The sequence below is a fragment of the Xanthomonas cannabis pv. cannabis genome, assembly GCF_000802365.1.
Classification (GTDB): domain Bacteria; phylum Pseudomonadota; class Gammaproteobacteria; order Xanthomonadales; family Xanthomonadaceae; genus Xanthomonas; species Xanthomonas cannabis.
In genome coordinates, this window is the sequence record NZ_JSZE01000086.1 from 1 (window position 1) to 14,540 (window position 14,540).

At 66.6% G+C, this 14,540-nt stretch carries 14 protein-coding genes; 8 read left to right on the forward strand and 6 right to left on the reverse strand.

Translation table 11 applies throughout. The annotated features are described in order from the left end of the window. The 5 genes from OZ10_RS14495 to OZ10_RS14515 all read left to right on the forward strand — a co-directional run. Positions 1-1,230 (forward strand): methyl-accepting chemotaxis protein (locus OZ10_RS14495; RefSeq protein ID WP_039565577.1); only part of this gene is annotated, 1,230 nt, incomplete at its 5' end. 10 nt (positions 1,231-1,240) lie between these two features. Further along, positions 1,241-1,768 carry a chemotaxis protein CheW gene (locus OZ10_RS14500; RefSeq protein WP_052210043.1) on the forward strand — a complete coding sequence of 176 codons (528 nt, stop codon included), beginning with the start codon at positions 1,241-1,243 and terminating at the stop codon, positions 1,766-1,768. 28 nt (positions 1,769-1,796) lie between these two features. Next, positions 1,797-3,080 carry an EAL domain-containing response regulator gene (locus OZ10_RS14505; protein WP_039565580.1) on the forward strand — a complete coding sequence of 428 codons (1,284 nt, stop codon included), beginning with the start codon at positions 1,797-1,799 and terminating at the stop codon, positions 3,078-3,080. A 1-nt stretch (position 3,081) separates the two neighbouring features. Next, on the forward strand, positions 3,082-3,888 hold the full coding sequence (locus tag OZ10_RS14510; RefSeq protein ID WP_024939356.1) for a CheR family methyltransferase: 807 nt from the start codon (positions 3,082-3,084) through the stop codon (positions 3,886-3,888). Next, a complete protein-coding gene (locus OZ10_RS14515; RefSeq protein WP_039565582.1) occupies positions 3,885-5,012 on the forward strand; it encodes a protein-glutamate methylesterase/protein-glutamine glutaminase in 1,128 nt (375 codons plus the stop codon). The genes OZ10_RS14510 and OZ10_RS14515 overlap by 4 nt, the downstream gene beginning before the upstream one ends. A gap of 25 nt (positions 5,013-5,037) precedes the next feature. Here OZ10_RS14515 and OZ10_RS14520 read toward each other — a convergent pair whose 3' ends face one another. From OZ10_RS14520 to gpmA, 4 genes are all read right to left on the reverse strand, one after another. After that, positions 5,038-6,600 (reverse strand): phospholipase D family protein, encoded by a 1,563-nt coding sequence (locus OZ10_RS14520; protein WP_039565583.1) that lies wholly within the window; start codon positions 6,598-6,600, stop codon positions 5,038-5,040. A gap of 152 nt (positions 6,601-6,752) precedes the next feature. Beyond that, positions 6,753-8,852 (reverse strand): M13 family metallopeptidase, encoded by a 2,100-nt coding sequence (locus tag OZ10_RS14525; RefSeq protein WP_039565586.1) that lies wholly within the window; start codon positions 8,850-8,852, stop codon positions 6,753-6,755. Positions 8,853-9,101: 249 nt separating this feature from the next. Continuing rightward, entirely contained in the window at positions 9,102-9,419 is a 318-nt protein-coding gene (locus OZ10_RS14530; RefSeq protein WP_039565598.1) for a hypothetical protein, read from the reverse strand. Between the two features lie 165 nt (positions 9,420-9,584). Beyond that, positions 9,585-10,334 (reverse strand): 2,3-diphosphoglycerate-dependent phosphoglycerate mutase, encoded by a 750-nt coding sequence (gpmA, locus tag OZ10_RS14535; RefSeq protein WP_016904068.1) that lies wholly within the window; start codon positions 10,332-10,334, stop codon positions 9,585-9,587. A 103-nt stretch (positions 10,335-10,437) separates the two neighbouring features. Here gpmA and nfi point away from each other — a divergent pair, with 103 nt between their 5' ends. The 3 genes from nfi (at position 10,438) to OZ10_RS14550 (ending at position 12,889) form a co-directional block, all read left to right on the forward strand. Next, positions 10,438-11,145: a deoxyribonuclease V gene (gene nfi, locus OZ10_RS14540; RefSeq protein ID WP_039411527.1), complete on the forward strand. Its 708-nt coding sequence runs from the start codon at positions 10,438-10,440 to the stop codon at positions 11,143-11,145. 145 nt (positions 11,146-11,290) lie between these two features. Continuing rightward, a complete protein-coding gene (locus tag OZ10_RS14545) occupies positions 11,291-12,127 on the forward strand; it encodes a pirin family protein (RefSeq protein WP_039565589.1) in 837 nt (278 codons plus the stop codon). 300 nt (positions 12,128-12,427) lie between these two features. Next, complete coding sequence (locus tag OZ10_RS14550) at positions 12,428-12,889, forward strand: hypothetical protein (RefSeq protein WP_039565591.1); 462 nt, start codon at positions 12,428-12,430, stop codon at positions 12,887-12,889. A gap of 287 nt (positions 12,890-13,176) precedes the next feature. Here OZ10_RS14550 and OZ10_RS14555 read toward each other — a convergent pair whose 3' ends face one another. Together OZ10_RS14555 and OZ10_RS14560 are read right to left on the reverse strand one after the other, a co-directional pair. Continuing rightward, positions 13,177-13,611: an OsmC family protein gene (locus OZ10_RS14555; protein ID WP_039411518.1), complete on the reverse strand. Its 435-nt coding sequence runs from the start codon at positions 13,609-13,611 to the stop codon at positions 13,177-13,179. A 33-nt stretch (positions 13,612-13,644) separates the two neighbouring features. Further along, positions 13,645-14,502 carry a pirin family protein gene (locus OZ10_RS14560; protein WP_039565593.1) on the reverse strand — a complete coding sequence of 286 codons (858 nt, stop codon included), beginning with the start codon at positions 14,500-14,502 and terminating at the stop codon, positions 13,645-13,647. Positions 14,503-14,540: the final 38 nt, after the last annotated feature.

The following is a 14,540-nucleotide window of genomic DNA, read 5'->3' on the forward strand; positions in this document are numbered from 1 at the left end:
GACAGCGCACGTTTCGACGGCGACTTCCGCAGCATGGCGCTGGGCATCAACCAGATGGTGGGCGCGCATATCGCGGTGAAGAAGCTGGCGATGGGTGTGGTGGCCGAATTCGGCCGCGGCAACTTCGATGCCCCGCTGGCGCAGCTGCCCGGCAAGAAGGCCTTCATCAACGACACCGTGGAACGTGCGCGCGGCAACCTGCGCAGCATCTCCGAAGTGATCCAGGTGATGGGCGCGATGGCCGAAGGCGACCTCACCCACACCGTGGAAGGCCGCTACGAAGGCGCGTTCGCCGACATGCAGCGCTACGTCAACACCACCATGACCCGCTTGACCGAGATCGTGGACGAGGTCAATCGCAACGCCGAGAACCTGGCCAGTGCGTCGGAAGAAGTCAGCGCCACCGCGCAGGCGCTGGCGCAGGCCGCCAGCGAACAGGCCGCCGGCGTGGAAGAAACCAGCGCCTCGCTGGAGCAGATGACCGCCTCCATCGCGCAGAACACCGAAAACGCGCGCGTCACCGACAGCATGGCCGCCAAGGCCGCCAGCGAAGCGGCCGACGGTGGCGACACCGTGCGCGCCACCGTGGTGGCGATGAAGGACATCGCCAGGAAGATCGGCATCATCGACGACATCGCGTACCAGACCAACCTGCTGGCGCTCAACGCCGCCATCGAAGCGGCGCGTGCCGGCGAACATGGCAAGGGCTTTGCCGTGGTGGCCGCCGAAGTACGCAAGCTGGCCGAGCGCAGCCAGATCGCCGCGCAGGAGATCGGCGAAGTGGCCGGCTCCAGCGTGGAACTGGCCGAGAGCGCCGGCCGCGTACTGGGCGAGATGGTGCCCTCGATCCGCCGCACCTCCGACCTGGTGCAGGAGATCGCCGCCGCCTCCGAAGAACAGACCGCCGGCGTCAGCCAGATCAACACCGCGGTCGGCCAGTTGAACCAGACCACCCAGTCGGCCGCGGCCAATGCCGAAGAACTGGCCGCCACGTCCGAAGAAATGAGCGCGCAGGCCGAACAGCTGCAGCAGCTGATGGGCTTCTTCCGGCTCGGCAACAGCGGGCGCGCGGTGGCATCGCCCAGCAACAAGCCTGGCCCGCGCCGGATCGCAACGCATGGCAGCAGCACCGCGGTCAGCGCACCGCCGCGTCGCAGCAACGTGCGCCAGATCAGCGCGGTGGCGACCACCGCCGATGCGATCGACGAATCGCAGTTCGCCAGCTTCTGAGGAAACGACGATGCAACCGCACAGCGCAGCCATCACCACCACACGCACCGTTGCGCCGTCATCGACGGCACCGCAGCAATACCTGACCTTTCTGCTGGGCACGGAGATGTTCGGCCTGGGCATCCTCGGCATCAAGGAAATCATCGAATACCGCGCCCCCACCGACGTGCCGATGATGCCGCCGGCGCTGCGTGGCGTGATCAACCTGCGCGGCGCGGTGGTGCCGGTGGTGGATCTGCAGCAACGCTTCGGCCGCAATGCGAGCGCGATCACCAAGCGCAGTTGCATCGTGATCGTGGAGATCGCCCATGGCCAGACGCATCAGGTGCTCGGCCTGCTGGTGGACGCGGTGAACGAAGTGCTGGAGATCGCGCCCGACGCGATCGCCGGTGCGCCCAATTTTGGCGCCGGCATCGCACGCGAATGCATCCATGCGATGGCCAGGATCGGCGAACGCTTCGTGATCCTGCTCGACGCCGACGCGGTGCTGGGCAACGACGCACTCGCCCAGCTGTCTGTCGCCGAGCAGGCAGCCTGACATGTCCAGCATGCACGCAAGGACTCCCATGCGCCCCACCCTTCTCTCCTGCAGCTGCGCGCTGGACGGCCCCGTGTTGGTCGTCGACGACAGCGTGGTCCAGCGCGAACACGCGATGGCGCTGTGCCGCCAGCTCGGCGCCGTCGCGGTCGACGGCGCGGTCGACGGTCACGCCGCGCTGGCCTGGCTGGGCAGTGCAATTGCACCATCGCTGCTGCTGATCGATCTGGAAATGCCAGGCATGGACGGCGTGCAGCTGCTCGATGCGCTGGCGCGCGGCAAGTACAGCGTGCCGGTGGTGGTGGTCTCGCAGCGCGGCGGCGCCCTGATCGATGCGGTGATGCAGCTCAGCCGCAGCGCCGGGGTGCGCGTGCTCGGCGGCATCGAAAAGCCGATGCATCTGCAGGACCTGGCCAACGTGCTGGAGTGCGAACCGGGACTGACCACGAACGCGCCTGCGTTTGCACAGCCGGCGATATTGCCGCTGATGTCCAGCGGTGGCGCGGCGGCATCGCGGCTGGACCGGGCCATGCGCCGCGGCGAAATCCGCGTGGCCTACCAACCCAAACTCGATCTCAAGGATGGCCGCCTGCGCGGTGTGGAAGCACTCGCGCGCTGGCGCCGCCCGCAAGGCGACATGATCGGGCCGGAGCGCTTCATTCCGCTGGCCGAACGCGAAGGCCTGATCCATGCCTTGACCCAGCAGGTGATCGACCTGGCGGTCGCGCAGCTGGTGGACTGGCGCGCAGAAGGCTTCGAGCTGAGCCTGGCCTTGAACCTGTCGCCCAACCTGCTCAGCGAGCAGGGCTTTCTCGAACAACTGTGCGGCAAGCTGAGCGACAACGGCCTGAGCCCTGCCGATCTGGTGCTGGAACTCACCGAGAGCGCCATCGTCGAGCCGGCCAATGCCCTGAGCATGCTGGCGCGCCTGCGCCTGCATGGCTTCGGCCTGTCGATCGACGACTACGGCACGGGGTTTTCCTCGCTGCAGCGCCTGGCCAGCATTCCCTTTACCGAACTCAAGTTGGATCGCAGCTTCGTGCATGCCGCCCATCGCAGCCGCAGCCAGCGCACCGTGCTCGAATCCACGCTGGAACTGGCGCACCGGCTCGACCTCACCGCCGTGGCCGAAGGGGTGGAAACCCCGGACGACTGGCGCCTGCTGCGCGAGCTGGGCTGCGACCTGGCGCAAGGCTACCTGATGGGCTCACCGATGCCCGGGCCGATGCTGTCGGAATGGTGGCGCGAACACGCCGTGCGCATCGCCCGCCTGTGCGGCAACGCACTGCCCAGCGATGCGGATGTCGCCTGACATGAGCACGTCCACCGCCATCACCGAACAGGAATTCGGCCGCTTCCAGCGCTTCATCTTCGAAGCGGCCGGCATCAGCATTTCCTCGGGCAAGAAGGCCATGTTGTGCGGCCGCCTGGGCAAGCGCCTGCGCGAACACCAGTTCAGCAATTACACGCAGTACCTGCAGTTGCTGGAAAGCCGCCAGGACCGCGCCGAGATCCAGACCGCGATCGATCTGCTGACCACCAACGAAACCTACTTCTTCCGCGAGCCCAAGCACTTCGAGTTGCTGCGCAAGCTGGCCGGCGAACATCGCGGCGGCCTGCCGTTCCGCTGCTGGAGCGCGGCCAGCTCCAGCGGCGAAGAGGCCTACAGCATGGCGATGGTGCTGGACGACGCCTTGCAGGGGCGGCCGTTCGAAGTGGTTGGCAGCGACATCAGTACCCGCGTGCTGGCCAAGGCCCGCACCGGGCACTACGCCCTGCAACGCATCGACGGCATTCCGCAGGCGTATCTCAAGCGCTATTGCCTGCGTGGTCAGGGTGAGTACGACGGTACCTTGCTGGTGGAGCGCCGCCTGCGCGACCGCGTCAAGTTCGTGCATGCCAACCTCAACACGGCCTTGCCGATGCTGGGCAGCTTCGATGCGATCTTCCTGCGCAATGTGATGATCTATTTCAATGGCCAGACCAAGCGCGAGGTCATCCTGCGCGTGCTGTCCAACCTCAAGTCGGGCGGATATTTCTGCATCGGTCATTCGGAAAGCCTGAGCGAACTCGACATCGATCTGGTTCAGGTGGCACCCTCGATTTTCCGCAAGGCATGATCCAAGGATTCACCGTGTCGACAGCGCTCAACCGCCCCACCGCCAATCCCGCCACCATCAAGGCCATGGTCGTCGACGACTCGGCGGTGGTGCGCCAGGTGCTGGTGGGCGTGCTCAACGACGCGCAAGGCATCGAGGTGATCGCCACGGCCGCCGACCCGCTGCTGGCCATCGACAAGATGCGCCAGCAATGGCCGGACGTGATCGTGCTGGACGTGGAAATGCCGCGCATGGACGGCATCACCTTCCTGCGCAAGATCATGAGCGAGCGGCCCACCCCGGTGGTGATCTGCTCCACGCTCACCGAAAAGGGCGCGCGCGTCACCATGGACGCGCTGGCCGCCGGCGCGGTGGCGGTGGTGACTAAGCCGCGCCTGGGGCTCAAGCAGTTCCTCACCGATTCGGCCGACGAGCTGGTGGCCACCGTACGCAGCGCCGCACGCGCCAACGTCAAGCGGCTGGCCGCACGCGTTACCGCCGCACCGCTGGAGCCGGAAGTCAAACACACCGCCGACGTGATCCTGCCGGCACAGAGCGGGCGCGCCCTGGCGCAGACCACCGAGCGCATCGTCGCCATCGGCACCTCCACCGGCGGTACCCAGGCGCTGGAAGAAGTGCTGACCGCCTTGCCGCGCGTCTGCCCCGGCATCGTGATCGTGCAGCACATGCCGGAGAAATTCACCGCCGCCTTCGCCGCGCGCCTCAACGGCCTGTGCCAGATCGCAGTGAAGGAAGCGGCCAACAACGACCGGGTGATGCCGGGCCGCGCACTGATCGCGCCCGGTGGCAAGCATCTGCTGCTGCGCCGCAGTGGCGCGCAATACTTTGTCGAAGTGATGGAAGGCCCGCCGGTCAACCGGCATCGGCCGTCGGTGGATGTGCTGTTCCGCTCGGCCGCACGTGCGGCCGGCAGCAATGCGCTGGGCATCATCATGACCGGCATGGGCGACGACGGCGCAGCCGGGCTGCTGGAAATGCGTCAGGCCGGCGCGCGCACGGTGGCGCAGGACGAGCACACCAGCATCGTATTCGGCATGCCCAAGGAAGCGATCAAACGCGGCGGCGCCGACCGCATCCTGCCGCTGGGCGCGATGGCGCGCGAGATCGTGACACAGCTGCAGTAGCGCGCCGCACGCGCGCGCAGCGGAACTACAACTGCGATTCCAGCGGTAACCGGCCCATCACCGCTGCCGCGCCACGCCGCCACACGCTGGCTGCCGGCTCCTGCGACCACACCTCGGGCGGTTGCGCTGCATCGTCGTGCCAGCGCAGCTCGCCCTGTTCCAGAGTCACGCGGTAACTCACCGGCGCACCGATCTTGCGGTTGTAGACCTGCTCCAGTTGCGCGGCCACTGCGCGATCATTAAACAGCAGGCCCATCTCGGTATTGAGGTTCATCGAGCGTGGATCCAGATTGAACGAGCCGATGAAACCGCTGCTGTCGTCCACCACGAAGGCCTTGGTGTGCAGGCTGGCCCCACTGGACCCGAACAGGCTACCGTCCGGCTTGCCCATCGGCTTGAGCTCGTACAGGCGCACGCCCTGGGTGAGCAGTGGCACGCGGTAACCGGCATAGCCGCTGTGGACGGCGACCACGTCGTTTGCCGCCAGCGAATTGGTCAACACGCTGACGCGCACATTGCGCCGACGCAACTGGCCGATCCAGCGCATGCCTTCCTCGCCCGGCACGAAGTACGGCGAGATCACCTTCAGCTCGCGCTGCGCACGTGCCATCTCGCCGATCAGGATTGGCGTCATCCAGTCGGCCTGCGGCGGTGCGCCCTCAGCCTTTTCCGGCGGGTCGGAGACGATGCGCGCCTGGTCGAGCCAATGCACCTGGCGCTGGCCCTGCGTCAGGGCCTGCACGCTCGGCGACCGGCGCAGCCGCTCCACGTAGGGATGCGCGCGTGCCGATGCCAGGCCGGCGTCCAGACTGCCGCGCAACGCATCCAGTGCCTGCGGCCGTGCGGTCACCAGCGCGTCCAGCGGTAAGGCGTTGGGGCTGTTCCAGTACGCATCGAAGACCTGCTCGGCCTGGCCCACGGCCGGCCCCATCAATGCCGCGTCCATGTCCATGAAGTTGGTGTCGCGCGCCGCATCGAAATACTCGTCGCCGACATTGCGGCCGCCCACCACCGCCATCCGGCCATCGGCAATCCAGGCCTTGTTGTGCATGCGCCGATTGATGCTGAACATGCGCAGCACCATCTCCACGCCGCGCATCAGCGTGCCTTCGCGCGCACGGGTGGGATTGAACAGCCGGATCTCGATCAGCGGGTGGCTGTCCAGCGCCGCCAGCACCGAATCGCTGCCGTGGATGTTCATGTCGTCCAGCAGCAGGCGCACGCGTACGCCGCGATCGGCCGCATGCAGCAGCTCGTTATGCAGCAGGTTGCCGGTGAAGTCCGCATGCCAGATGTAGTACTGCAGATCCAGGCTACGCCCGGCCGCACGCGCGGTGAGCGCGCGCACCGCAAACGCGTCGACGTTGTCGGGCAGGATCACCATGCCGGTCTGGCCGGCATGTGCCTGCTGCAGCGGCGCGACGACCCGATCGATCGGCGTGGCAATCGCCGTGGCAGGCAACGCATGGCTCACCGCACCGCGCTGACGATCGGCAAAGCGCCCGTAGCCGTACAACGACAGAACGCTGCCCAGCACCAGGATCAGTAAACCGATCCCGATCGCCTTGAAGATCCTTCGCCTTGTCACTGCCGCTTCCTGCCCTTCGGAGCACGGCAGTCTAGACGCTGCACCGGCAGCCCGATGTGCAGACGCAGCCGCAAGCAGGCTCTACAAAGCCGCTAGAAACGCGGCAGTTGCAGCACGCGCGGTCGCAACCCCGCGTGCTGCAGTTGCGCCGATCACCAGATTGCAACGCGCTCTTTGCCCCCACGCACCATCGCATCGCCGGGCTTGCACTGGAATGCCTGCGCGAATGCCGGCATGTTCGACGGCGCGCCATTGGCGCGGAAATTGGCCGGCGCATGCGGATCGGTGTTCAGGCGCACGCGCAGTTCGCCGTCGGTGAAGTTGCGGCGCCACACCGTGGCCCAGTTCATGAAGAAGCGCTGGTCCTGGGTATAACCGTCGATATCCTTGCCGGCGTCGGGCTGTTCCTGCAACGCCATCTGCAGCGCGTCGTAGGCCACGGTGAGGCCGCCCAGGTCGCCGATGTTCTCGCCCAGGGTCAGCTTGCCTTTGACATGTACGCCGGGAATCGCCTCATAGCCGTCGAACTGCGCCACCAGCTGGTCGGTGCGCTGGGTGAACAGCTTGCGGTCCGCATCGGTCCACCAGGTATCGAAGTTGCCCTTGGCATCGAACTGGCTGCCCGAGTCGTCGTAGCCATGCATCATCTCGTGCCCGATCACCGCGCCGATACCGCCGTAGTTCAATGCCGGGTCGGCCTTGGGATCGAAGAACGGCGGCTGCAGGATCGCGGCCGGAAACACGATCTCGTTGCGCGTGGCGTTGTAGTACGCATTGACCGTCTGCGGGGTCATATGCCACTCGCGCTTGTCGACCGGCTTGCCGATCTTGTCCAGCATGTAGCGGTAGTTGAATGCCTGCGCGGCCTGCATGTTGGCCAGGAATCCATCGCCACGGGTTTCCAGGCCCGACCAGTCGCGCCATTGATCCGGGTAGCCGATCTTGGGCGTGAAGCTGGCCCACTTCTCCAGCGCGCGCTGCTTGGTTTCCGCGCTCATCCTGTCGAGTTTTTCCAGCCGCGCCTTGAGCGCCGCCGAGAGGTTCTGCACCAGTTGCTGCATCTGCTGCTTGGATTCGGCCGGGAACGCGGACTGCACGTACAACTGGCCCAGGGCCTCGCCCATCGCTTCGTTGACCGCATTCAAGGTGCGCTTCCAGCGCGGCAGCATGTCCTGCTGGCCACGCAGCGTCTTGGCATAGAAATCGAAGTTGGCCTGCTCGAACGGTTTGGCCAGATACGGCGCTGCCTCATCCACGCTGTGGAAACGCAGGTAGGCCTTCCAGGTGTCCACCGGCGTGTCGGCCAGCATCGCATCGAGCTCGGCGAAGTAACCCGGCTGGCTCAGCGAGAAGGTCCCGGCCGGCACCTTGAGCGCGCTGAAGAACGCCTGCCAGTCGAAATGCGGGGTGACCGCATTGGCGCCGGCCACGTCGACCGGGTTGTAGCGCTTGGCCGGGTCGCGCAGTTCGATGCGCGACAGCGAGGCATTGGCCAGGCGCGTTTCGAACGCCATCACCGCCTTGGCCTGGGTTGCCGCCTGCGCTGGCGCAACGCCGGATAATTCCAGCACGCGCGCGATGTAGGCCACGTACTGCTCACGGATCTTGGCCTGCGCCGGATCGGTGTAATAGCCCTTTTCCGGCAGTCCCAGACCGCCCTGGCCTGCGTAGGCGATCATCTGCTCGGAATTCTTGTAGTCGGCATTGGCGCCGAACGAGAACATGAAGCCCTGGCCCTTGGCATAGCTGTCGCGCAACCACGCGGCGATGGACGGTGCATCGGTCAGCGCATCGATCGCCTTCAGCTGCGGCTGCAGCGGCGTGATGCCGGCCTTGTCGATCGCCGCTTCGTCCGAGCCGGTGCGCCACAGGTCGGCGATCTTGGCATCCACCGAACCGGCCGACAGGTTGCCGCGCGCCAGTTGCTCCACCAGCGCGTGCTGGATGGTCAGCGACCGCTCGGCCAGCACTTCGAAACTGCCCCAGCTGGTGCGGTCCGATGGCACCGGATTGGCCTTGAGCCACTTGGCGTTGACGAAGCCGTTGAGGTCCTGACACGCGTTGATGGCCGGATCCAGATCGTTGACGCCGAAGGCCACGATCGGTGCATCGAGCTTGGACACATCCACCCTGGTCGGTGCGGCCGGCGTTGCGGCCGGTGCCGGCTTGGCGCTGTCGTCGGAACTGCCACACGCCGAGAGCGTCACCGCGATGGCCACCGCAAGCGACAGTGGCGCGAATTTGCTCAACATCTTTCCATTCTCCAAGGCAGACGACCGCGTCAGACGCAGTCAAAAAAGTAGGCAATCAGCGCAGACACACCAACCACACCATCATCGCAACAGCACCGCAACGCCCTGACGTCCGGTGCCGCGCCTCATCGAAGAACGCACAACGACCAACAAGACACTGCGCGCCAGCTGGGCACGCGCGTGCCAGCGCCATCTACCGCCGCGGAAACCACCCAGCAGTCCGGCGCAGCAGCGCGCCATCGACTGTCATCATTTGCGTGCGTAGATCGGCGCCATCAGCAGATACACCGGATACGCCAGCGCCATCAGCACCAGCGCGACCTCATGCCCGGACGCTGCCTCCGCCCAGGATTCCATCTGCCGCGACGGCCCCAAAAAACCAAACATCAGCAGCGCCACACCCATGACGCAGATCAGCAGCGCCACGCCGATCGCCGAAGTGGACACGCTGCCCCAGGCCAGCACCGCGAACGCCGCACTGCCACCGGCCAACAGCAACCCCAACGTCACCAGATACGCGCGGCAGTAGGTGGCACTCATTTGTTGCCTTTTACGCTTGCTGGACATCATGTCTCCCCTGCAAGAACACACGCATACAGTCATGCGGTACCTGTTCGATCCGCGAACAGGCACCGCCTGCGTGTCAAACCCGCACGCCTCATTCGAACGCGCGCTGCGAAACCCACGCCACGCTGCGCGCCATGCACGCAGCGCAGCCGGCGGATGCGGCGATTACTTCGCCTTGCCCTGGTTGGCCACCGCTTCGGCGGCACGCTTGGCCGCTTCCGGGTCGCCCAGATAGCGGAAGCTTTGCACCTGCAGGTTGTCGTCCAGTTCGAACAGCAACGGGATGCCGGTCGGGATGTTGAGCTCCAGGATCTGTTCGTTGGAGACATCGTTGAGGTATTTGTACAGCGCGCGCAGCGAGTTGCCGTGCGCGGTCACCAGCACGGTCTGCCCGGCCTTCAACTGCGGTGCGATCGCGTCGTGCCAGTACGGCAGCACGCGCACCAGCGTGGTCGCCAGCGACTCGGTACCCGGCAACGCGTTGCGGTCCAGCGTGGCATAGCGGCGGTCGTGACACGGATGCCCCGGATCGTTGACGTCCATCGCCGGCGGCGGAATGTCGTAGGAACGGCGCCAGATCTTGACCTGTTCTTCGCCGTGCTTGGCTGCCGTCTCGGCCTTGTCCAGCCCCTGCAGGCCGCCGTAGTGGCGCTCGTTGAGGCGCCAGCTCTTGGACACCGGCAACCAGTCCTGGTCGAGTTCCTTCAACGCGCCCTGCAGCGTGTGGATGGCGCGCTTGAGCACCGAGGTGTGCGCCACATCGAACTGCAGGCCTTCGTCCTTCATCAGCTTGCCGGCCGCAGCGGCTTCCTGGCGGCCTTGCTCGGTGAGTTCCACATCCACCCAGCCGGTGAAACGGTTGTCCAGGTTCCATTGGCTCTGGCCATGGCGCAGCAGTACGAGTTTGCGGGTCACTACGGTTCTCCGATTGGGGGCCGATCAGCCTGCGATTGTAGCGGCAGCGCGTGCATCGCAGGCGTGCACGAGATCGCCACGGCCCGCACGCGATGCTGTGGCCATGCACACCAACGACCCCGTCTTCGCCGGTTGGGACGGCAGCGCGACCCAGGCGCGACAGTTGCAACAGCAACTGGCACAGCGCGTGGTGCTACAGGATGAGGTGAGCGCAACGCCGCAGCTGCTTGCCGGCTTCGACGTCGGGTTCGAAGACGACGGCCAGACGACGCGCGCGGCCGCGGTATTGCTGGATGCGCACACGCTGCTGCCACTGGAAACGCATGTCGCACGCGTGCCGACCTCGATGCCGTACGTGCCCGGCCTGCTCAGTTTTCGCGAACTGCCGGCATTGCTGCAGGCCCTGGCGCTGCTGTCGCGCACGCCGGAGCTGGTCTTCATCGACGGCCAGGGCATTGCGCATCCACGCAAGCTGGGCATCGCGGCGCACTTCGGCGTGGTGACCGGCCTGCCCTGCATCGGCGTGGCCAAGCAACGCCTGGCCGGCAGCTTCAGCGAACCCGGCCCCGAACGCGGCGATCACAGCCCGATCCTGCTTGCCGGTGCACAGATCGGCTGGGCACTGCGCAGCAAGCCGCGCTGCAACCCCTTGATCGTTTCGCCCGGCCATCGCGTTTCCATGCACGGCGCCCTCGACTGGACGATGCGCACCTTGCGCGCCTATCGCCTGCCCGAACCCACGCGCCTGGCCGACCGCATCGCCTCGCGTCGTGGCGAGGTCGAGCTGCCTACGCAGACGTGCCTGCTATAGGGCTCGCCTGATAGGTGATCACCACCTCGCGCGCGGCGCTTAGCGACATCACCTGCATACGGAACATTCCATCTTGGCCGATGCGCTGCACAGCACCTGATGCGCATGCGACGCTTTGGCTCCCAGCCAGTCACGAGCCACGGCCATGACCACTCTGATCGCCCCACGCGTACATGACATCGGTGGGCTGGAAGTGCGCCGCGCCGTGCCCACCTTGCAGGCGCGCAGCGTGGGCCCGTTCGTCTTCGTCGATCACATGGGCCCGGCCGTGCTGGAGCCGGAGCATGGCATCGATGTCCGCCCACACCCGCATATCGGCCTGGCCACGGTCACCTTCCTGTGGGCCGGCGAGATCGGGCACCGCGACACGCTGGGGTCTGATCAGGTGATCCGCCCCGGCGACGTCAACTGGATGACCGCCGGTCGCGGCATCGCCCATTCCGAACGCACGCCCGGCCCCGAGCGTGCACGCCAGCACGCACTGCACGGCATGCAGACCTGGATCGCACTACCGCGCTCGGCCGAAGAAACCGCGCCGGCCTTCCATCACCACGCCGCCGCCAGCCTGCCGCAGCAGCGCCGCGATGGCGTCTGGTTGCGCGTGATCGCCGGCCGCGCCTATGGCGAGGAATCGCCAGTGCAGGTGTTCAGCGGCACGCTCAATGTGGCGCTGGACCTGGCACCGGACGCGGAGATCGACCTGGATGCCGGCCACGCCGAGCGCGCTCTTTACATCCTGGAAGGCGAGGCGCAGCTGGATGGCGCCGATGTACCCGCGCGCCACCTGATCGTGCCCTCGCCCGGCGCCCGCGGCCGCCTGCGCGCCAGGACGCCGCTCAAGGCCATGCTGCTCGGCGGCGAGCCGCTGGATGGGCCGCGCCATCTGTGGTGGAACTTCGTGTCCAGCTCCAAGGAGCGCATCGAGCAGGCCAAGGACGACTGGCAGGCCGGTCGCTTCGGCACCATCCCGGGCGACGACTAGGACTTCATTCCGCTGCCGCAAACACCGGCGCCCAAACCGGTTAATTACCCTTGAAACCGTGCGCGGCGAGCGGCGCGCTTCGCCGCCCGTCACCAGGTCTCGCAATGGGAGTGCCCTGCCGCACAGGCCATGCCACACCGAAATGCGACCTGGCTTGAGCCAGCTCGCAGAACTGTGGTAGTGATGCAGGCGTAGGCGCACGTCGAGTGGACGGCATGCCCAGGCGGGGAGCCTGAGGCGATGCAGCGGCACGGGGTCGACGTCGCTCCGTCTCATCATCCACTGCCCGGGGAACCTTGCATGAAGTCTGCATCCTGCCTAGTCGGCCTGAGCCTGCTGCTGGCCGCCGCGACCACCCACGCCCAGACCTCGCCGGTCTGCCCACCGCTGCCGCCCGCCTCCGGCCTGCAGTGGAACGAGCTGGCAGGTGTCGACTACCTGGTCTGCAAGGCAGTGACCGCCGATGGCCGGCAAGTCGTCGGGGTGATGCTCACCACCCGCGACCCGGCCATGACGCTGGCACGCGACCGCCGCGCCGAAAAGGGCCAGATCCAGCAGGAAGATTTCTACTGGTACAAGCTCGATCTGGGCGGCCGCGAGATGCCCGGCATGGAATCGCGCCGCGTCACCGTGGTGGAGCTGGGCAAGAAACGGTATGCGCAGCTGTGGATCGACGGCGCCAGCACCGAGGAACTGGCCTCGATGCAGTCGTTGGTGCAGTCGATGGATCTGCATCCGGCCAGTCTTGCGTTGCAGCGCTGAGGCAGCGCGTCGCCGCATTGCTGGCTGTCGATACAGCAACCTTGCAGCGCGCCGGCTTGCCCGGCGCGCTGTAGGTCACATCAGGCGGCCTGCTGCAGCCGGCCTTGCCGCCACGAATCGCCCCACGTGCGCGCATCTTCGCGCCAGCGTCATGCCGGCGCGAGCGAAAACCTACCCGCTGCAGCCCTGAACCAGGGCGCCGCGACTGGCGATCGGCATCAGCGTCGCGATCGCGCGTACCATGCCGATCGCGTCACCGCCTCCCCGGAGCGACTGGCAAGCGTTTGTCAGCCTGCCTGCGTCGTTGCTTGGTCACCCACGCCGGCCGCCTGCAGCTGGCTGTCGATGCGCACTTCGCCAGTCAGCAGGCGATGGATCGGGCACTTGTCGGCCACCTCCAGCAAGCGTGCGCGCTGGTCGTCATCCAGTGCACCGTCGAGCACGATCTCGCGGGTGATCGCCGTGCCGGCGGCACCGCGCTGGGTGTAATGCAGATGCACATGCACCGCCGTCAGCGGCCACTGCTTGCGTGTGGCCACCATCGACAGCGTGATCGCCGTGCAGGCACCCAGGGCACCGAGCACCTGCGATTCCGGATCCGGCCCGGCATCGGCGCCGCCGTTGGCCGGCTGGGTATCGCCGAGCCAGCGGTGCTGGCCGTCGTGGATGGTGACGGTATATGGCACCGCAGTGGTGCCGACGCTGACCGGGCGATCACTCATGTTCCTCTCCTGCGCTGGATGAGATGGCCGGGCTCAGAACCGGCCTTCCTGGAAATCGACGAACGCCTGCATCAATTCCTGCTTGGTGTTCATCACGAACGGACCGTGCCGCATCACCGGCTCGTTGAGCGGGCGGCCGGCCACCACGATCAGTTGCGCGCCCTGCGCCCCTGCGCGCAGCGTCAGCCGCTCGCCGCCGCCCAGCACCGCCAGTTCCTGCGCGGGCAAGGGGCGCGAGGCGTCGCCCTCGCCCACGACCACCGCGCCCTCGAACGCATACGCAAACGCGTTGTGCCCGCTGGGCAGCAGGTAATCCCACTCCACATTCGGCTCCAAGGCGATATCCAGATACACCGGGCTGGTCGCAGGCTGCACGATCGGGCCGACGACATCGCCCACCGCTCCGGCTATCACCTTGACCGTGACGCCGGGCGCCGGGTGCGCCACCGGAATGTGGTCCGGCGCGTATTCCTGGTACCTGGGGTCGGTCATCTTGTCGCGCGCCGGCAGGTTCACCCACAGCTGAAAGCCGCGCATGCGCTCGGATTCCTGTTCGGGCATTTCCGAATGGATCAGGCCGCGCCCGGCGGTCATCCACTGCACGCTGCCCGGGGTCAGCAGGCCTTCGTTGCCGTGGTTGTCCTTGTGCCGCATGCGCCCGTCGAGCATGTAGGTCACCGTCTCGAAGCCGCGATGCGGGTGGCTGGGGAAGCCGCCGATGTAGTCCTCGGCCTTTTCGGTGCCGAACTCGTCCAGCATCAGAAACGGGTCCAGCTCCGGCAATTGCGGGGTACCGATGACGCGGGTCAGCTTGACGCCGGCGCCGTCGGAGGTCGGTTGGCCGCGGATGGTGCGCAGCACATGCGCCGCTGTGGTGGTGGTAGTGCTCATGGCAGTGTCCCTGTGCAAGGTGTCGTGCGCCCATCATG